At 62.3% G+C, this 18,743-nt stretch carries 15 protein-coding genes and 3 pseudogenes; 11 read left to right on the top strand and 7 right to left on the bottom strand.

The window, feature by feature from the left end; all coding sequences use genetic code 11:
• Positions 1-198: 198 nt before the first annotated feature.
• Positions 199-933, bottom strand: a complete 735-nt coding sequence (locus JZ792_RS32050) for a hypothetical protein (RefSeq protein WP_216916598.1) — start codon at positions 931-933, stop codon at positions 199-201.
• A 112-nt stretch (positions 934-1,045) separates the two neighbouring features.
• Here JZ792_RS32050 and JZ792_RS32045 point away from each other — a divergent pair.
• Positions 1,046-1,567, top strand: a pseudogene (locus JZ792_RS32045) (IS256 family transposase); the annotation flags it as partial.
• 39 nt (positions 1,568-1,606) lie between these two features.
• Here JZ792_RS32045 and JZ792_RS32040 read toward each other — a convergent pair.
• Positions 1,607-2,803, bottom strand: a complete 1,197-nt coding sequence (locus JZ792_RS32040) for an IS110 family RNA-guided transposase (protein ID WP_254190648.1) — start codon at positions 2,801-2,803, stop codon at positions 1,607-1,609.
• A gap of 159 nt (positions 2,804-2,962) precedes the next feature.
• Between JZ792_RS32040 and JZ792_RS32035 the strand changes: the two genes are divergently transcribed.
• A complete protein-coding gene (locus tag JZ792_RS32035) occupies positions 2,963-3,151 on the top strand; it encodes a hypothetical protein (RefSeq protein ID WP_216916606.1) in 189 nt (62 codons plus the stop codon).
• Positions 3,152-3,929: 778 nt separating this feature from the next.
• Here JZ792_RS32035 and JZ792_RS32030 read toward each other — a convergent pair.
• Complete coding sequence (locus tag JZ792_RS32030) at positions 3,930-4,706, bottom strand: hypothetical protein (protein ID WP_216916596.1); 777 nt, start codon at positions 4,704-4,706, stop codon at positions 3,930-3,932.
• A 652-nt stretch (positions 4,707-5,358) separates the two neighbouring features.
• Here JZ792_RS32030 and JZ792_RS32025 point away from each other — a divergent pair.
• A pseudogene (locus tag JZ792_RS32025) lies at positions 5,359-6,277 on the top strand (IS30 family transposase); the annotation flags it as partial.
• On the opposite strand, the gene JZ792_RS32020 reads toward JZ792_RS32025, so the two are convergent.
• Positions 6,174-7,118 carry an IS3 family transposase gene (locus tag JZ792_RS32020; RefSeq protein WP_216916594.1) on the bottom strand — a complete coding sequence of 315 codons (945 nt, stop codon included), beginning with the start codon at positions 7,116-7,118 and terminating at the stop codon, positions 6,174-6,176. The pseudogene JZ792_RS32025 and the gene JZ792_RS32020 overlap by 104 nt on opposite strands.
• A gap of 641 nt (positions 7,119-7,759) precedes the next feature.
• Here JZ792_RS32020 and JZ792_RS32015 point away from each other — a divergent pair.
• From JZ792_RS32015 to JZ792_RS32005, 3 genes are all read left to right on the top strand, one after another.
• On the top strand, positions 7,760-8,173 hold the full coding sequence (locus JZ792_RS32015; RefSeq protein WP_216916592.1) for a hypothetical protein: 414 nt from the start codon (positions 7,760-7,762) through the stop codon (positions 8,171-8,173).
• A 49-nt stretch (positions 8,174-8,222) separates the two neighbouring features.
• Entirely contained in the window at positions 8,223-8,747 is a 525-nt protein-coding gene (locus JZ792_RS32010) for a nuclear transport factor 2 family protein (RefSeq protein WP_254190650.1), read from the top strand.
• Between the two features lie 118 nt (positions 8,748-8,865).
• A complete protein-coding gene (locus tag JZ792_RS32005) occupies positions 8,866-9,981 on the top strand; it encodes an NAD-dependent epimerase/dehydratase family protein (protein WP_216916588.1) in 1,116 nt (371 codons plus the stop codon).
• A gap of 90 nt (positions 9,982-10,071) precedes the next feature.
• Here the strand turns inward: JZ792_RS32005 and JZ792_RS32000 are convergent, their stop codons facing one another.
• Positions 10,072-10,845, bottom strand: a complete 774-nt coding sequence (locus JZ792_RS32000; RefSeq protein ID WP_216916586.1) for a TetR family transcriptional regulator — start codon at positions 10,843-10,845, stop codon at positions 10,072-10,074.
• 225 nt (positions 10,846-11,070) lie between these two features.
• Complete coding sequence (locus JZ792_RS31995; protein ID WP_216916584.1) at positions 11,071-12,024, bottom strand: LysR family transcriptional regulator; 954 nt, start codon at positions 12,022-12,024, stop codon at positions 11,071-11,073.
• 201 nt (positions 12,025-12,225) lie between these two features.
• On the opposite strand from JZ792_RS31995, the pseudogene JZ792_RS31990 reads away from it, so the two are divergent.
• The 5 genes and pseudogenes from JZ792_RS31990 to cysN all read left to right on the top strand — a co-directional run bounded on the left by JZ792_RS31990 (position 12,226) and on the right by cysN (position 18,402).
• Positions 12,226-13,100: pseudogene (locus JZ792_RS31990) on the top strand (SDR family NAD(P)-dependent oxidoreductase).
• A 3-nt stretch (positions 13,101-13,103) separates the two neighbouring features.
• Complete coding sequence (locus tag JZ792_RS31985; RefSeq protein WP_216916581.1) at positions 13,104-14,255, top strand: sulfotransferase family protein; 1,152 nt, start codon at positions 13,104-13,106, stop codon at positions 14,253-14,255.
• Positions 14,255-15,319, top strand: a complete 1,065-nt coding sequence (locus JZ792_RS31980) for a DUF7064 domain-containing protein (protein ID WP_498044263.1) — start codon at positions 14,255-14,257, stop codon at positions 15,317-15,319. The genes JZ792_RS31985 and JZ792_RS31980 overlap by 1 nt, the downstream gene beginning before the upstream one ends.
• Positions 15,320-15,536: 217 nt before the next feature.
• Positions 15,537-16,478 carry a sulfate adenylyltransferase subunit CysD gene (gene cysD, locus JZ792_RS31975; protein ID WP_216916579.1) on the top strand — a complete coding sequence of 314 codons (942 nt, stop codon included), beginning with the start codon at positions 15,537-15,539 and terminating at the stop codon, positions 16,476-16,478.
• A gap of 1 nt (position 16,479) precedes the next feature.
• Entirely contained in the window at positions 16,480-18,402 is a 1,923-nt protein-coding gene (gene cysN / locus JZ792_RS31970) for a sulfate adenylyltransferase subunit CysN (RefSeq protein ID WP_216916577.1), read from the top strand.
• A 61-nt stretch (positions 18,403-18,463) separates the two neighbouring features.
• Here the strand turns inward: cysN and JZ792_RS31965 are convergent, their stop codons facing one another.
• Positions 18,464-18,685, bottom strand: a complete 222-nt coding sequence (locus JZ792_RS31965; protein WP_216916575.1) for a hypothetical protein — start codon at positions 18,683-18,685, stop codon at positions 18,464-18,466.
• Positions 18,686-18,743 lie beyond the last annotated feature (58 nt).

Below are 18,743 nucleotides of genomic sequence, written 5' to 3'. Positions count from 1 at the left end.
TGCACACTATTCACCGAAGCCCTTTGGGTCGAGTTTCCTTCTGTAGCAAGAGGAATCATCACCCAAGGGCTTCTTTCAAGATCAACCAGGGTCCACACCAGCCGCCAGAGCTTAAAACTCAAGCTAGAACCGGAAGGGGAGTAGCCGCTGGCGGAGTGGAGTGTGATGCCTTCAGATCTCTAGTCCGCATGCAGGGTCCTACTGAGCTCGGAAGGGCTCGTCGGCCGCGGTCCTGGGGCTCAGGTCGCCGGGGGACCATGGGGTTATTTTGTGTGCTCTCTTCTGTACGACGGTTTCGAACTGGGAGAGTGCCAGTTCTCGGCTTTGTGCATCGCGCTCGATCTGCTTGACTTTGTTCTCTGTGCCGCTGTCTTTCTGGGGGGAGTTGCCGAGGCTGTTGTGTGCTCGGGTTGCTCGGTAGATCGAGAGGATCACGCTGGAGTAGTAGCCCGCCACGTACAGCGCCAGTATCAGCAGTCCGGCGGCCATTCCTTGGAGGCCGAGCACCAGTGCGAGTGCGGCCACGACGACTGTGACGGCGATGGCCCCGGCGTGGTAGGGCACGGCGTCCTTTTTAGTCTTTTCCAACCTCGCCTGGATGCCGTCGCGGGTTGATCTCCACGCGAGGATGTCTGCTTCTTGGTTGTCGAGGTCGGCATTCAATCGCGACAATTTCAGTTCGTCGCGCTGTGTGCATTCCGCGTGCAGCGCACGCAGCGATGACTCGATCCGGGAGCCGAGGGTGAGGACCTGGCCCGCGTTGGTCATCATTTCGGTGTCGCTGCCCGAGGCGCTCCAAGTGATCGTGGGTACTTGCCCACGGACCTTCTTCGGTGTGGATTCTCGGTACCGATCCAGCGCCAGCCGGATCGTTTCGGCATCGCTGACCGGCCCGTCGACATCGCCGACCAGGTCTGCGGACGCCTCGGTCACCCCGACGACACCACTGTCTGTTGCGAGGACAGCGAATGTCGGTGCGAGCCAGAGGGAGGACTTGGTGAACTCGTCGGTCCTACTGAGTCGTGAGTGGATCAGTCCGAGTTCGACCAGCGGTGAGGACGGGGCCGGATGGTTGGCGTTCTTCCGCGACTTGGTCGCTCGCGGCCTTTCGGGGGTCGCCCTGGTCACCAGCGACGCCCATGCCGGGTTGGTCGCGGCGATCGGCGCTACTCTGCCCGGCGCGTCCTGGCAGCGCTGCAGAACCCACTACACCGTGAACTTGATGAGCTGCCCGAAATCGTCGTGGCCCTGGGTTCGCACCCTGCTGCACTCGGTATTCGACCAAGCAGACCCGGAATCGGTTGCTGCCCAATATGATCGAATGCTCGATGCCCTGACCGAGAAACTGCCGAAAGTCGCCGCCCATCTCGACGGCGCACGCGCTGAGCTGCTCGCGTTCACCGCCTTTCCCAAACAGATCTGGCGTCAGATCTGGTCGAACAACCCTCAGGAACGGTTGAACAAAGAGATCCGGCGCCGCACCGACGTTGTCGGTATCTTCCCCGATCGCAACTCGATCATTCGACTCGTCGGTGCGGTCCTGGCCGAGCAACACGATTCTCAATGGAGATGTCAACCCGCCGAGGCTTTTGTGGGAGATGTCCTGTCAGGCCGCTGTGCCTACCGAGAGACCGGGAGTGGGCGAGTACAGGCGCTCGTCGCGCAGCAGTGCCCACAAGACATTGACGCGTCTACGGGCCAGGGCGAGCACGGCTTGGGTGTGACGTTTGCCTTCGGTTCTCTTGCGGTCATAGAACATTCGGGATTCGGGGGTTGTTCGGATGCTGACCAACGCCGATTGGTAGAAGACTCGTTGCAGTCCACGGTGATAGCGACGAGGCCGATGCAAGTTACCCGATATTCTTCCCGAGTCTCGCGGTGCCGGTGCCAACCCGGCCATGGCAGCGAGCTTGTCGGGCGAGGCGAACACGGACATGTCTCCACTGGTGGCCACGAGGAACTCCGCGCCCAGCAGTGTCGCGATGCCCGGCATGCTCACCAGGATCTCGGCGCATCGGTGGCGCCGAAATCGGTGCTCGATGAGCTTGTCGATGTGTTTGATCTGTTCATCCAGGCGAATCACCTCTGCGGCCATTTCCGCTATAAGCTCAGCAGCCAAATACTGTCCCGGCAGCATGGTGTGCTGCGCGGCGGCCGCTGTCACGACGGTCTCGGTCAGGGCCGCTGCGCTGCGCACTTTCTGCGAGCGCAGCCACCGCTGCACTTCATCGACTCCGGCGCGGCGGATGGCCTGCGGACTCTGGTATCGGGTGAGCAGGACCAAGGGGCCACGATTGGTCAGGTCCAAGGCGCGTTCCAACGCAGGACTGACCGCCAGCAACTGCTGATGTAATCGGCTGATCAGCCGCACACGATCCCCGGCCAGGTCTCGTCGGCGCGCCACCAGCATCCTCAGTTCCACGATCAGCTCGTCATCGACGCGCACCGGTGTCAGATCCCGACGCATACGGACCTGATCGGCGATAACCGCAGCGTCCTTCGCGTCGGTCTTGCCCGATCCGCGGTAGCCGTCAGATGCCCGATTGACTTGCCTGCCGGTGATATAGGACACCGACTGCTCGCGCAGATGCAGCAACCTCAGCAGCAGCGCCGATTCGCCGCCGACGATGTCGACGGCCCAATCGAGCCGCTCTGCCAACCCGACCGTTTCATCGATGAGCTGCGTCAGCGCGGTTTCGTCGTTGGCCACCCGACGCGATAACAGCTGATTGTTGTCCTCGTCGATGACCACGGCGTGATGGTGTTGCTTGCCGATATCTACACCGATCCAGGCACGACCCAATGCTTTTCTCCCTCATCCGATGCAGTTTCGTTCTTGCCACTCAGACGACCTCGCCGTCAGGTCCCTACGCAGCGATGATTCGCAATTCTCAATCAGCGGCCGGGATCGTCGATGGGCGCCGGGCGGCCAATCGTGTTGAGCCACAACTTCTGCAGACGAATGGAAGCCATACCCGACACCCGGTGGGAGCCAAAACCCTACGACTGGCCCGAGCTACCCGCAATAGAAGGTAGGGACGAATGGATCGAAGGCCGCCGCTACCTCGGCCTCGACGTCCTGGCCCGCTCCCGCGGCCTCACCGACCCCGCCACCGAACAGGAGGACGCCACCGCAGCACTGACCGCCTGATCAAACAGGATCACGCGGCGACCATCCTGCTACACCATGCATTTGGACTTGACCGGCCATTTTTCCGGTTGAACCGTGGTTCGGAACCTGTAGTGCGACGAAAATCTCTGGGAGCTTCCGAACTCGTGACTTGGAAGAATAGGACTTCAGGGGCCGGCAAACACCGACGTTTGCGGTTACAATTCGCCATTGTTGCAGGTCATCGAGCCCAGCGCCGGGCGGTGACGTCCGGCGAGAATCTCAACGACCTGTCCGAACTTGAGCTACGCCCCGACAAGAGCGCCAGCGCCGGGCGGTGACGTCCGGCGAGAATCTCAACACACAGTACGAAACCTGGATGCCTCGCTGCGCGATCCGGCGCCGAACCTTGGGTCTGCTGCGCGAGCTGGCGTCGGATGAATATCAACTCGTGCGGCGGCACAGCGCGTGGTGGTTGCGCGCGCTTACTGTCGTTGTGCTCTTTGAGGGCGACCTCGACCCGAAGTACGCACTCGTGGATTGTTGGACCTGCGGTGTTTCGCGGCGAATGCGGCGGCGATGCCTACGATCATGGGTCCGGTTGTCGTTGTCCCGCACAGTGACACGAGGATGATCGCTGCGGTTCCGAGGACGACGATTGCGAGTACTGCTCGTCGGAAGCGGCCAGGGTCGGACAAGACACGATCAGTCATGCCCAGCCATGTGGTGGGTTCGGTTTCGTATGTTTCTCGGGCCGTGGAGCAACGGTGTCGTTGGCGCTGATTGCTGACGTTGGTGGTTTGGAAGGTCGCCTGCCGGATCACGCGACGCCTCCGGGCTCGAGCATCCACCGCGATGGTGGTTGTATGCGCTCGAGGTGCAGTGTTGCCTGTCCGAGGGAAACGCAGACCTGGTCGGCTGTGCGTCGGGTGGTTGCTCCTCGGATTCCGACTGTGGGGTGGGTCAATGCGCGGGCTACATCGCCGGCCGGGACCGAGTTCCGGCCACCCCACCGTAGGACCCATTCACGGTCGCGGCCCCACAAGTACAGGTAGGGCGGTTGATCGCCCTGGTCGCGCCCGAGTGTATCCCTGATCAGGCCGCTGACTGCCCAGCCCTCTGACCGGTTGGCCAGCCAGAGCCGGGTCGTCAATCCCGCCAGCAGTGTCCCCGCGTCCTCGTGTATCGCGGGGATCGCGGCGATCATGGTCTGTTCTCGTTCGTCGAGCAGTGTGGTCGACGGCATGTAGTCGAAATGCAGGGGCATGACGAAGACACGGTTTCGTGACGCGGGACGCCTCCAGTTGAAATACCTGAAGCTGAGCCGCCCTCCGGTCGGAACATGCTGTAGGACAAGAGCGTTGTTGGCGTCGTCCTTCGCGAGGCTGCGGATACCCGGGAAGTTCCGGACCTTTTGCACCAAGTGGCCGGGCATATCCGAAAAGACCGCGAGTTCGTCGTGGCGAGGTGAGTACACGACGTGGTCCCACATCAGTCGTGATACGTCACCTCTGTGCAGTTCTCGGTCGTCGCTTGACTCCACGACGGTGCGCGGGGCGGGACTGTTGAGCAGGAACAGCGCGAGCGATGCGCGCATTGCCTGTTGAGGTTCGGATTGGTTGTCCAACCCCAACGACGAGAATGGTTGGCCTGTAGAGGACTTTGGTCCGTGTGACCGGAGTCCGTATTCGGCGGCCCACTCCGGTTCGCCGGTGTATCTACGTCGTCGGGTGGCCAGGGTACGTCGCCCAGAGTTCTTGGACATCGCGCGTCTCCTACAGCTGCCCAGGCCACAGCACAGTGACACGCGTCAGCGAAGCTGACGAACACATACGGAAATAAGGGTGCAGGTACATGCCCCACATGTTTCGTGTCGATGGTGCCTGGGAGGCCATCCACAGCTCTCGGATCCTGCGGCCGAGCAACATTGCGTTGTAGTGGACGAGCATACCCAGACCGAAGCGACCTGCACCACCGTCGGCAGTCGCCGAAGGATCGCGGTCGGTGGTCAGGCTGTCGGCTCGCTGACGTGGAACCGTTTGGCCAGTTGGAGGATTCTTGATCTGTCGCGTGTATAGGGTCTATACACGACAGTGGTTTCAGCGCCGAACCGTCGCGGTCGGCAAGAATCTCGACACCTCAGATACAGAGCAGGTGCCGTTCGCGGCCCGCCGTGGCGTCGTCAGCCAGACCACCGCGGTCGGCGAGAGTCTCAACAGGTTCGGAGTTGTTGTTGAGTCCTCGCCTCCCAGGCACGTCTGGCCGGCTCGGTTACCGACGCGCGTGGTAACACCGTCAAAGGCCCGATGACCCACGCGTGGACCGGCCGCAATAAGCCCCACCGCGGCGACCGTGCGTGGGTACAGGCGTGGAGTCCCGAGCAGATCGCCCAGCGGTTGCGGATCGACTTCCCCGATGACGAGTCGATGCGGATCAGCCACGAAGCCATCTATCAGGCGCTATACATCGAGGACCGCGGCGCGCTGAGTCGGGAACTGATCTTGAACTTACGGACTGGGCGCGCGTTGCGGATGCCTCGGGCCCGCTCCAAACGCGTGGCCTGGGCGCATGTAACCCCTGATGTGTTGATCAGCGAACGCCCCGCCGAGGCCGACGATCGTGCGGTCGCCGGGCACTTCGAAGGCGACCTCATCATCGGCACCGAACGCTCGGCAATCGGCACCCTCGTTGATCGGAGTACGCGATTCACGATGCTGGTTCACCTGCCCCGCGAACGCGGATGGCGCGAGAGTGCGCCGGTGAAGAACGGTCCCGCGCTCAGCGGTTACGGAGCGACGTCGATGAACAAGGCACTCGCTGCGGCGCTGGGGAAACTTGCCCGTGCAGATGGTGAAGTCACTGACTTGGGACCGCGGTAAGGAACTATCCGCGCACGCGGCGTTGACCTCGCAGACCGGAGTCGCGGTCTTCTTCGCCGATCCACATAGCCCGTGGCAACGCGGGACCAACGAAAACACGAATGGTCTCCTACGCCAGTACTTTCCGAAAGGAACTGACCTGTCGCGGTGGAGCAAGAGGGACCTGGCGGCGGTCGCTCACGCGCTCAACACGCGACCGCGGAAGGTCCTGGGGTGGCGCACTCCGGCCGAGGCGATGGAGCAACATCTACAGTCGCTTCTACAGCGAAGTGTTGCGTCGACCAGTTGAATCCGCCGATGGCCCGACACACCACGTCGGCGCCGATGTGATCTGCCACGACGTGGGCGAGCACACGGCGGGAATGCCCGTCCCGGATCGCACACAGATACATGTCACCTTCGCCGCAGGTCAGGTAGGTGAAATCGGTCAACCAGACAGCGTCGACTTGCCCTTGGTCGAAGTTTCGGCGGACCAGGTCCGGCGGGAACGATGCCGCCGGATCGACGACGGTCGTTCTCATCTTGAAGGTGCGCGGGCTGATGCCCTCGATCCCGATCCGCGCCATGATCGCCGCGACGGTCTTGGCGCTGACCACCTCACCTCGATCACGCAGTTCGGCGGTGATCCGAGGAGAACCGTAGGTTCGGTCGGATTCGGTATGCACGTCCATGATCTTCACCGTCAGATCGGCACGACGCTGCTGACGCAGCGTCGGAACCGTTGCCGTGCAACGCTTCACGTGCGCGTAGTAGCCAGACGCCGACACCCCCAGCAGGCGTGCCATCCGACGGATCGAGAACCCTCGTCCCGGATCGCCGGTGCCCGCGGTCTCGGTGATGTCATCGGGGCCGGCGTACTTCACCATCAGATCGAACCGGGCCGGTTGGTCTGCATCGCGGCAAAGTACGCCATTTCTTCCTCGACGTCGCGCCGACAAGGAAAAGAATCGTCCCCAACGACCTGCAACGTCATCGCGGTGATACACACCGCAGACTACGGCAACGCTGAGGTGATCCAGCGATTCTGCGCACGGCGGATAACGGTCACGAACGACCTTCTCGGGCAGAAAAATTGCCCTCGCCACTACAGCTGGCATCGCTCCAGCAACAGCGGACTCCAACGTCGACATTCATCATATTCCGGGGACGAGCGGGAGCCGAGGAGAAGCAGACCCATTATCCGGAGCACTGTGGGCACACAGCAGATCAAGCCATCTTTATGATGCAAATCATATTAAGACGGACTATCGACCTTCTTCAATCCGTCGCTCGACCCATTTGCGATACATACTCGCTCTAGCTCCAGAGCCTGAGCGCTACCCTTCCCGCCGGCGACCTCTACACCCTCGACCGCCGGTGAGAGCCTCTTGGTCTGCATGTTCCGTCAGAATCCACACTGGCGGCCATACGGATCACCGCGTAGACGCGGCCACATTATCACCGGGTTTACTCAGGATGTGCGGGTCTTACAGCTGCGGTGGCCACGGCTGCGGCAATGAATTCATGGCAGCTACCACGCCCTGTTGTCGCGACTCAATCCGACTGGGCGGCGGATTACGTCGGCCAGCCGACCATGCCCCGGCTTACCGCAACGCCCCGAACCGACCGATATCACCACCAGCCTGCTAACCAACAGTTGACTATCGGCGACACTCTCGCCAGTATGTCTGGGTAGACCTTTCCCCCCTTGGGGGAAAACCTTCGGCGGCACGCTTCGACCAAGCCCGGTGAGATGCCGCCGCCTACGAAGTAGTGAGGCAGGGACGCCCACATGAACTTGATACTCGACTCGGCCGACGGCGCGCTGACAGACTTCCAGCACACCGACGTTCCCAATGGCTACGTCCGACTCTCTCCGGACGACGAGTACACAGCGCGGTACGACGACGCCGGTACTGCCGGATCGTTCGCCGAAATCATCGATTCACTCTCGGAGTCGAAGCCGTGCTGGGTGGTCTGCTGGTTCGCCACCGTCGATCAGAAGGGCAATCCCTGCGTAGAACCCTTGATTCTGACGTGGGCTCCTCCATCTATCAGAGCCGCCGTCGGTGCGCGAATGGTGTTGGGCGCGAGGGATATCGCTCGGTTGTTCCCGCAACCTCCTATCCAAATCTTCATGAGCAGGAGAATGTCGGCCGAGGACATTGCCCAATACATTCGCTATCCGATCGAACGGCCGACTTGACCGGACGCGAACGACTTCGCATGTCGGTTCACTCACAGAAGGTAATCTCATGGCTCTTCAGGACAGTGCCCAGACGTTCTACGAACTCACCCAGGCCAAGGCTCGATATTGTCACGCTCTCGACACGCACAGCTGGGGAGCGCTGGCCGAGTTGATGACCTCCGATGTGGTCTTCGACGGCGGATACCGAGCTCATTGTATTCGGTCGGTTTTCGGCCGTGATCGCACGATCGACACCCTGCGCAGGTCATTGGATGAAAGCCGTTCGGTGCATCAGGCGCACACGCCGTTGATCGACGTGAACGGTGACGCAGCCCGTGTGGTGTGGACCGTTTACGACCGGATTGTGTGGGACGACGGGCACAGCGAATCGCGCTTCGGTCACTGTCGCGAACACTGGGTGCGGTCCCAAGGAACTCAGGGCAAGTGGAACCTGACGGCGTTGCGCCATATCCGACAGATCACCGATGCCGACGATCCTGCTCCGATGACCTTCTACGAAGTGGTGCGGCGAGCTACCGGTGAGATCGGCGAGTTCGGGATGTGTACCGTCCGTCCGACCACGAACCGCTGAACCGAGCACTCGGTGTCGACTTCGGATCGTGTGAGTAATTCGAGTCGCGTGCATGGCGCGGGTACCGACGCGATGAAGCTGCTCTTCCGTCCCCGGTTCTGAAAGGCTGAACGTTCTGATGACTGTCGATACTGTTCTTGTGACCGGGGCATTCGGTCAGGTGGGAAGGCGGTGCTGTGAGACTCTGTTGAGTCGGGGCCGACGTGTGATCGCGTTAGGACGTCACACTGACACGGCGGTGACCGTTGCTGGAAAGCTTGCCGGATTGGCACTGCCGGGTCGGCTCCTACCGGCATATGTCGACATCCTCGATTCTGCGGCGGTACGCACCGTCGTCACCGAGTACCGTCCCGATGCGATCGTGCATCTGGCGGCGGTTCTGGCTCCGGTGTCGTATCGGAACCCTGGATTGGCCCGCAGAATCAATGTCGAAGGCACGCGCAACCTGGTGAATTCGGCGCAGTCGCTGCGGCGGGCGCCGCTGCTGGTCGAGGCATCCAGTGCCTCGGTCTACGGGTCCCGCAATCCGTACCGGTACCCGGAACTCATCACGGCTGAGACACCAGTGAATCCCATCGATCACTACGGCGAGGACAAGGTGTTGTCCGAGATGATCGTCCGTGACAGTGGCTTGCCGTACGCGGTGATGCGGTTGAGTGCGGTGATCTCTCCGGATGGAGCGGCGAAACGGGACAGTACCTACCTGTTGTTGATGCGAGCACTCCCCCGCGACAACCGTCTGCACGCGGTAGATGCTCGAGATGTAGGGCTCGCCTTCGCCAACGCGGTGGATAGCGGCGAGCGCATCAACGCGATGACGCTACTCATCGCCGGGGACGATTCTTTTCGTCTGCTCCAGCGTGACCTTGAGGACGACTTGGCCCAGGCGGTCGGGTTGGGCCGACTCGGCCCGTCAGTCGCCCTGCCCGGTGACCCTACCGATGATCGAGGTTGGGCCTTCACCGGCTGGTTCGATACCAGTGCATCGGAGGCTCTGCTGCGATTCCAGGACCACGACTGGTCCGACACCCTGGAGTGGATCGCGCAGTCCCAGAAGCGATCTCGCACCGCACTGCTGCGTGCGTTGAGTCCGGTCCTTCGTCCGGCGATCCGCCGAATTCTGGCTGTGCAGCGTCGCCGCGACCGCCGCGGGGAATACGCCGACCCGTGGACGTTGATCCAGGAGAAATTCGGCTCCGAGGTACTCGCATCCACCAGCATCGAGTCGCGATGAGGACAGCGGCACGCTTGGTGCCGCCCTTACGCGATTCTCACATATCTACCAACGAGGGTCTCGCAGCCGATCGGTTGGTGCCACATCCCCTCACGAGCGGCCAGACCGCGATTGATGCGGGGCCGGCCGCTCTACATTTTCGAGACTGTCGTGCCGCCGTAGGCGGACCTCGAGTCCCGCGATCACCAGGTCCAGGTCGAAGGCGAATTGTTCACCGACCCTGGCTGGCGTGTCGTGTGCGGACGCTATCCCCCTCAGTGAGGGAAACTGTGTGGTGGGTGTCGTATCCACCGTGCGAAGAACAGGGCCTTCCCTGGGCACGACGAGTCCTTGAGTTGCTCCCAACACCTCTTGCGCTGCCGTGTGCCCTACTACAGCGAGAATTCTCATGATCCGACTTGCCTCGATGGCTTCGAACCCCGCGTCGGTCAGCGATCGCACGATCCGCTCGATGACTGCCACGGTATGCAACCCCACGCCACCTTCGAATCGCACGTCCCTCCCCGCGAACTGCACATACGGAATGAGAACACCAACATCGATGAGTGAGTTGGCGACAGTCATCGAGAAGGTCCGCAGCAGCTCACGCCAATCGGAAACAGCGGACAGATCCATCCGGGCGCTTTCGGTTTCGAACGCGTCGAACGCGAGCAATAGCAATAGGCCCTCGCGGTCGCGGACGTAGTAATTGAGCGACTTGCGGTGGACATCCAAGGCCTCAGCAACGGCATTCATGGTGAGTGTTTCGGGGTTCAGAGTACGCGCGGCGGCGACAATCCGCTCACGGCTCAACTTCGGAGGCCGCCCACCGACATTAGCGCCGCGGATCCGGGACTGCGCGTCGCTCGAACTCTGGCTGCTCACGCTCTCAGCCTACGAGGCGATGCCCATGATCACAGCGTCGACCGATCAAACAACGCCGTACCGGCCGAGGATCCAGCCGTGCCCTCCGATGTCGGCGAGCGCGACGCATAGGCGAAGGCCATAGTGTGTCAAATGACCAGCGTCGCGGTCAGGGGCGAATCGGTGGATCTGCCCACGCACCGGCACCGGCACCGGACGAATCGGGCATGCTCCGCGATCGATCGTTCACAGGACGCTGGGGTTCCATGGCTGCGAAGACACAAAGCGCGCAGGCCAGTCACCGTCATCGATCAGGCGTGAAATTAGGTGGCGTACCACACTTCCCAGCTTGTAAGCGAATTCCCGTGGTAGTTCGAGCTCGGCGGTGGCCGCTATGCCGACCGGGAGAGCGAGGGCCGGATCGACCACCGGGGCATAACGCAACCGGTTGGTGCCGATCTCGTTCGAGAACGCTGACAGTGGCAGTACTCCGTAGACGAAACCGGCTGCGATGAGGTGTTTGGTCAGGGTGAGCGAGTCGGTGCTGACTCGGTACCTGATGTCGCGTTTCATTCTGAGAGCGGCGATTTCGAGCGTGTTGGCGATTCCTATCGATGAGCGCGGTATGACCAGAGGAAGATCGATGAGATCCTCGAACGCGACAGCACACCCGGGATCCAGGCCCGAGTCCGCTGCGCCGACGACGACGAGATCCTCTGTGAGTAGATCGCGGTAGAACACACGGTCATCGGGTAGCGGATTCACGACCGTAATGTCGATGGCGCCTTTTCTCATTCCGTCAAGCAGTTGTTCGTTGCCGCCGGTAGTCATCGAGAAGCCAATGTCGGGAAACGTGGTGTTCAGGGTGTCGAACAAGGGCACGGCGAGCACGTCGACGGTGGTTTCGATCAGTCCGACAACCACGTCGCGTTGCAGTCGGGCCAGCGGTGAAGCGGCGTATCGGACTGCGAGTTCGAGTTGTCGCAACGGCGCCGCGGTCGCCGCACGCAGTCGCTTGCCGTCTTCTGTCAGTTCGACACCGCGCTGTATCCGGCGAAACAGTGCTACGGCGAGGTCTTCTTCGAGTAGTCGGATCTGGCGGCTCAACGCCGGTTGCGCGATGCCGAGAGCGTACGCGGCGCGAGTGATCGAGCCTTCCTCCGCGACGCGCAGGAAGTACCGGAGGCGGTGGGTATCCATGTCGATTCCAGATATAGCAGAGATGTGGAACGGGCATGACGTATAGAAGAGATAAAGAATAGGTATGGCCAACTTACGAGATCGGCATTACCGATCAGCCTGAACACCGCTTTAACGTCACATATCGAACAGTGATGTTTCCGAGAGATGCCAGACCCATATGGCCACACATCTCTCGACCACGCGGCGAAGGGAGCCGTCATGTCGGCACGGGACGAGCAGGACTGGACCGAAATTCTGGGATTGGACCGCCTACCGCACCACATCATCGGCAACGTGTCACGGAGTTGATGGATCTGACAGGCAAGAAGGCGTTCGTCACCGGCGCGGGCGGGGATGGCCTTGGCCAGGCGATCGCCAACCGTCTGGCCGGTCTCGGCGCCGACGTTGCTCTCATCGGGCGGACTCTCGAGAAGGTCGAGCGCCGCGGTCGAGAGATCCAGGAGCGCTGGGGGGTGAAAACCGTCGCCGTGCGCGCCGACATGTCGGATTGGGACCAGGCCCACGACGCGGTGCGACAGGCTCACGGCGAGTTCGGTGGCCTGGACATCATGGTCAACAACCCGGTCATGGTGGCGGCGGGTCCGTTCGAGGAACAGACCAAAGAAGAGATCGACTACACCGTGCTGGGCAGTCTCACCATGATGATGTACGGCGCGCACGCCGCGCTGGAATTCCTGCTGCCACAGGGTTCGGGAAAGATCATCAATATCGGTTCGGTCGGTGGGCGTATCCAGCAGCGCGGCCTGGTCGTCTACAACTCCTGTAAATCCGGGGTCATCGGGTTCACTCGCAATCTCGCCCACGAGGTCGCCCCGCGCGGGGTCAATGCGCTCGGTGTCGCGCCGGGCATCATGATCAAAGAAGATATCAAGCGCTACATGCTCGATCCGCGCGACGATCGGGACCGCGCGGGTCGCGACGCGATCGCCGAAGCGATCACTCAGCAGGTACAACTGGGCCGTGCGTCCCTGCCCGAAGAGGCGGCGAACATCGTCGCGTTCCTCGCATCGGAGGCGGCCGACTATCTGTGCGGTCAGACCATCGATGTCGCCGGCGGACAGTGGATGAACTGAATCATGGCCACGAGTAAAGAATTGCTGGACACCGCTGTCGCGCAGACCGGCCTCGAGGACTTCGGGGAGGATTCCTTCCGGGACGGCCTGGAGATTCTGCTGACCTCGCTGCGCGAGGAGGCCCGGCTCAACGACCGCGGCGAAACGTTCCTCTATCAGCGCATCACCGCGTATCTGGGCCAACGTCTACAGGTGGAGGACTGGTATCGCCGCCATCCCGACATCGACGAGGTTCCGATCGAAGCACCGCTGATCGGGTTGGGCCTGCCACGCACGGGCTCCACGGCTCTGTCGATGCTGCTCGCGCAGGACCCGGATATCCGATATCTGCGCAAATGGGAGTCCTCGCAGCCGTGCCCGCCGCCGTCGACGGTGCTGGGGGTCGATGCACGCATTCCCGTGGACAAAGGGGAAATGGTCGGCACCCGCTATCACGTGCCCACCGATACTCACGCGCCGATGGAATGCCACGAACTGATGGCGCTGAGTTTCACCTCGCACCTGTTTCAGTCCTTCGCCCAGATCCCCGCCTACTCGGCATGGCTCGTCCAGACGGCAGATCTCACCTCGGCACTGAGGTATCAGCGCCGGGTGATGAAGTTGTTGCAGTGGGGTGAGCCGCCGAGGCTATGGCGCTTGAAGTGTCCATCACACGTGTTGTGGCTCGACAGTATCGATCGGGTGTTTTCCGATGCGCAATTCGTAATGACGCACCGTGATCCGACCGACGTGATCCTGTCGGTGGCCGATCTGTATGCCGACATCATCGGCACCTTCACCGACGACATCGACCGGCCGTACATCGGAAGGCTCAATGTCGAGCACTGGTCGCTCGGAATGGCGCGAGCGATGCGGTTCCGCGCCGACGGCAATGATGATCGCTTCTACGACATCGACTTCCGCGCCATGCAGGACGACCCGATCGGCGAGATTCGCGGGATATACGGCTCGCTCGGCCAGCCTCTCGGGGAGGAATTCGAACAGCGAATGCGCAGTTGGTGGTCCCGCGCGGCCAGCGAACGGGAGCCGAGCACGCACGCCGACCCAGTGCGATACGGGATAGACACCGACGCGGTGCGGCCGTTGTTCGCCGAATACGTCCGGGCGGCCGCGCGGTGGAAGACCAGAGATCATCGAGAGAGGTTGGAGTCCTGATGTCCATCGATTTGACCGGCGGTGTAGATCCCGCCAGAGAATTGATTTTCGCGCAACGACCCGACGATCCGGAAATGCGCGACTCGGCGAGTTTCTGGGTGGTGGCCGACGACGGCGCGGTGGGGTTGCCGCGCATCGGCATCGAAGCGGTCGCCGCGAACTGGGATGCCCACGACATCCAGGTGAATGTGGCTTTCCCCGACGGCCGGGTCTTCCGGCTGCGTACCAATGTGGCGTCGCTACCCGCTGAAGGGCCCGATGGTCGCCCGACCGTGCTCGGTGCGGGCGGGTTGGCGTTCCGTTGTGTCGAGCCCTTCGCCACCTGGACACTGGACTACGCGGGCAAAGCCGTCCAGACCTCGTCCGCGGATCTGGTCGCTGGCAGGAAGGACGGTCCGCTGATCGACACCGCCTTCCAGGTCGAGGCGAGAATGGCCGTTCCCCCCTGGGTTCAGGGCGCGTTGCAGGCCGATGCGGCCGAACGTTTGACGACCTCCATCGAGGGCCAACTCATCGGCGGTCCGCGCTACGAGCAGTTGTTCCGTGCGACCGGGTCGGTGGCCGTCGACGGCGTCGAGCAGCAATTCACCGGCAGTGGCCTGCGAATCCGCCGGCAGGGCGTACGCAAGTTGGCTGGGTTCTGGGGCCATGCTTGGCAGTCGGCGGTCTTTCCGAGCGGAAAAGCCTTCGGCTACATCGCCTATCCGCCGCGCGAGGACGGTCAGCCGACCTTCAACGAGGGCTACATCTTCACCGGCGACGGCCCGCTGATCCCGGCTCACGTCGTGCAAGCACCGTGGTTGACCCGGCTACGGCCCCATGGCGAGGACGTCTCACTTGTCCTGGAAACCGCCGACAGCACTGTCACGATCGAGGGCGAGACCGTGTTGTCCACCCACGACGTCCACCACGACGACGACACGTATTCGATGCACGAGATGCGCAAGGAGATGCCGAGTTTCCCCGCGGTGCACCAGGCTGCCGTGCGATATCACTGGGATGGCGAGCAGACCTACGGAATGCTGGAGCGTTCCAACCCACTCGACAAGATCTCCCGAATCTGACCCCGTAGCAACCGCATCCGGCGCCGGTGCGAGTCACACCGAGACCATGTCGGGCAGGATGCGGCTCCACGAGGACGACCTTCGTGGACACCCCGCGCCGGGACGAAACAACAGTCCACCATCACGATGCGGACATGTCCTATCGGCAACTTCTGAGGCTTGGGCATACGAGCGCGACGGTCCCGCCGACGCGGGCCGAGAGCAGGGATCTGGCGAAATGATTACTACGACAACACAATCGAGATTCGGACGCGGCGTGGGCGGTTTGACTCATCTGCAACGGCTCGAAGCAGAGAGCGTCCAGATCATGCGAGAAGCGGTCGCCGAATGCGAACGTCCGGTGATGCTCTATTCGGTGGGCAAGGACAGCTCCGTGCTGCTGCACCTGGCACGCAAGGCGTTCTATCCCTCATCGCTGCCATTTCCGCTGCTACACGTGGATACGACGTGGAAATTCCGAGCCATGTACGCGTTCCGGGACCGCGTCTCCGAAGCCGCGGATCTGGATCTGCTGGTGTATCGGAATCCCGAATGCATCGAGCGTGATATCAATCCCTTCGATCACGGTCCCGCACTACACACCGAAATGTGGAAAACCGAAGGGCTGAAACAAGCGCTGGATGCCCACCGGTTCGATCTGGCATTCGGCGGCGCGCGACGAGACGAGGAGAAGTCACGGGCGAAAGAGCGCGTGTTCTCGCTGCGTTCCGCGCAACACCGGTGGGATCCGAAACGACAGCGGCCGGAACTGTGGCGGCTGTACAACGCGCGCAAACGGCCCGGCGAGAGCGTGCGGGTCTTCCCGTTGTCGAACTGGACCGAATTGGATATCTGGCAGTACATCCACCTTGAGCGCATCCCGATCGTGGACCTGTATTTCGCCGCGCCGCGTCCCGTCGTGGAACGTGACGCGGCACTCATCATGGTCGACGACGACAGGATGCGACTACTTCCCGGGGAATCCCCCGCCGAGCGGATGGTGCGATTCCGCACGCTCGGCTGCTCCCCCCTCAGCGGCGCGGTGGCGAGCACCGCGACGACGTTGCCCGCGATCGTGCAGGAAATGTTGCTGACGACCAGATCCGAGCGACAAGGCCGCGTCATAGACCAAGACGGCAGCGCGTCGATGGAACGCAAGAAGCAGGAAGGCTATTTCTGAGATGGCGCACACCCCCGACGATCTCGTCGCCACCGACATCGAGGAGTACCTACGCCGCCATCAGCACAAGTCGATGCTTCGCTTCCTCACCTGCGGCAGTGTCGACGACGGGAAATCCACACTGATCGGACGGCTGCTCTACGACAGCAAACTCGTGTTCTCCGACCATATGGCCGAACTCGAGCGCGACTCGAAAACCATCGGCACACAGGGCGGTGACCTTGATTTCGCGCTCCTGGTCGACGGCTTGGCCGCCGAACGCGAGCAGGGCATCACCATCGATGTCGCCTACCGGTTCTTCTCCACCGAGCGGCGCAAATTCATCGTCGCCGATACACCGGGACACGAGCAATACACCCGCAACATGGTCACCGGTGCATCGACGGCCGACCTCGCGGTGATTCTCATCGATGCCCGCAAGGGCGTGCTCACACAGACCCTCCGCCACAGCTATCTTGTGTCGCTGCTCGGCATCCCCGAGGTCGTGGTCGCGGTCAACAAACTCGATCTGGTCGGGTATTCCCAACAGCGGTTCGATGAGATCGAGGCGGAATATCGCGCTTTCGCCGATAGTGTCGGTCTCGCCGATGTGGTGTGCATACCGATATCGGCACTGGCTGGTGACAACATCGTGGCGCCGAGCCCGAACACCGCCTGGTACACCGGCCCGACCCTGATCGGACATCTGGAAACGGTGCAGGTCGCCGACCGCCGCGCCCGCGGCGCGTTCCGGCTGCCGGTGCAGTGGGTCAACAGGCCGAATCCGGACTTTCGCGGATTCTCCGGCCAGATCGTGGGCGGCACGACACATCCCGGAGACCGGGTCCGGGTGCTGCCGTCCGGCCGTGAAAGCACCGTCGCCAGAATCGTCACCGCCGATGGCGATCTCGACACCGCGGTGGCCGACCAGTCGGTCACCCTGGTCCTCGCCGATGACATCGATGTCAGCCGGGGCGATGTCATAACGGGGGCCGACGATGCCGCGAGGCTGGCCGATCAGTTCGAAGCCCAATTGGTATGGATGAGCGACGAGCCGATGCTGCCGGGCCGCGCATATCTGCTGAAACTCGCTACTGCCACCGCGGTGGCCCAAGTGGCGCAACCGAAGTACGCCATCAATGTCAATTCGCTCGAACACCGCGCCGCGCGGACGCTGCGACTCAACGAGATCGGCGTGGTGAATCTGCACCTGGACCGGCAGATCCCCTTCGACCCCTACACCGACAACCGCGACATGGGCGCGTTCATCCTGATCGACCGCATCACCCAGGACACGGTGGCAGCCGGAATGCTGCAGTTCGCGTTGCGGCGCGCGGACAATATCCACTGGCAATCGGTCGAGGTGGGCAAGGCGAGTCGCGCCCTCGGCAAAGGCCAACGACCCGCGGTGGTCTGGTTCACCGGACTCTCGGGCGCGGGCAAGTCCACCATCGCCAACGCGGTCGAAAAACGTTTGCACGAACAGGGTTTCCACACCTACCTGCTCGACGGCGACAACGTGCGCCACGGCCTCAACGCCGATCTCGGATTCACCGATGCCGACCGGGTGGAGAACATCCGGCGAGTCGTCGAGGTCGCGCGGCTGCTCGCCGACGCGGGACTGATCGTGCTCGCCTCGTTCATCGCCCCGTTCCGCGCCGAACGCCAGCGCGCACGCGAACGCATCGGCTCCGACGAGTTCTTCGAGGTCCACGTCGATGCGCCCCTCGAGGTCGCCGAAGCCCGCGACCACAAAGGGCTCTACGCCAAGGCCCGCCGGGGAGAACTGGCGAACTTCACCGGCATCGACTCACCCTACGAGGCCCCGGTCTCGCCCGAGCTGCACCTGAACGCCGACGGCGCGCACGACCCCGATCGTCTCGCCGACCAGGTGATCGCCTGCCTGCAGCAGGCAGGCCGGTTGAGTCCGGATATCGAACGATAAGGCAAGAGGGCCCGATCTATCCGATCGTGGCACTCGCCCCTCTACGTCTCAGTACCCTGGATCAGGGTCCCAGGAAAAGTCGTTCGCAGGGCAGACGTGGCAACGAGCGGCGATCCTCGGAGGTATCGTTGATCAATTCGATTGTGCACCAGCAGTTCTGCATCCAATCGTTGATCATGTTGCGTGCCGCTGCCACAGTAGCCACGTAGTTGAAGACCGCGTCGGCCAGCCAGATCCGCAGGTGCACATCACCTACGTGCGGCAGCCATCCTTCAGTGGTCATGGCATACCGCCTCCCCGGATGACATGAGGCAGGACTTTCGCCGGCTTCGACACTGCCC

The organism is Nocardia noduli, from assembly GCF_019038455.1.
In the GTDB taxonomy this organism is placed as follows: domain Bacteria; phylum Actinomycetota; class Actinomycetes; order Mycobacteriales; family Mycobacteriaceae; genus Nocardia; species Nocardia noduli.
The sequence above is the reverse complement of the archived record's forward strand: the minus strand, read 5'-3'. Positions and strand labels throughout refer to the sequence as shown.

Excerpts from the sequence above, each read along its gene's own strand:
- JZ792_RS32035 (WP_216916606.1), top strand. The coding sequence starts at position 2,963 with ATGGAAGCCATACCCGACACCCGGTGGGAGCCAAAACCCTACGACTGG.
- JZ792_RS32030 (WP_216916596.1), bottom strand. The coding sequence starts at position 4,706 with ATGCGCGCATCGCTCGCGCTGTTCCTGCTCAACAGTCCCGCCCCGCGC.
- JZ792_RS32020 (WP_216916594.1), bottom strand. The coding sequence starts at position 7,118 with ATGTCGACGTTGGAGTCCGCTGTTGCTGGAGCGATGCCAGCTGTAGTG.
- JZ792_RS32015 (WP_216916592.1), top strand. The coding sequence starts at position 7,760 with ATGAACTTGATACTCGACTCGGCCGACGGCGCGCTGACAGACTTCCAG.
- JZ792_RS32010 (WP_254190650.1), top strand. The coding sequence starts at position 8,223 with ATGGCTCTTCAGGACAGTGCCCAGACGTTCTACGAACTCACCCAGGCC.
- JZ792_RS32005 (WP_216916588.1), top strand. The coding sequence starts at position 8,866 with ATGACTGTCGATACTGTTCTTGTGACCGGGGCATTCGGTCAGGTGGGA.
- JZ792_RS31995 (WP_216916584.1), bottom strand. The coding sequence starts at position 12,024 with ATGGATACCCACCGCCTCCGGTACTTCCTGCGCGTCGCGGAGGAAGGC.
- JZ792_RS31985 (WP_216916581.1), top strand. The coding sequence starts at position 13,104 with ATGGCCACGAGTAAAGAATTGCTGGACACCGCTGTCGCGCAGACCGGC.
- JZ792_RS31980 (WP_498044263.1), top strand. The coding sequence starts at position 14,255 with ATGTCCATCGATTTGACCGGCGGTGTAGATCCCGCCAGAGAATTGATT.
- cysD (WP_216916579.1), top strand. The coding sequence starts at position 15,537 with ATGATTACTACGACAACACAATCGAGATTCGGACGCGGCGTGGGCGGT.
- cysN (WP_216916577.1), top strand. The coding sequence starts at position 16,480 with ATGGCGCACACCCCCGACGATCTCGTCGCCACCGACATCGAGGAGTAC.
- JZ792_RS31965 (WP_216916575.1), bottom strand. The coding sequence starts at position 18,685 with ATGACCACTGAAGGATGGCTGCCGCACGTAGGTGATGTGCACCTGCGG.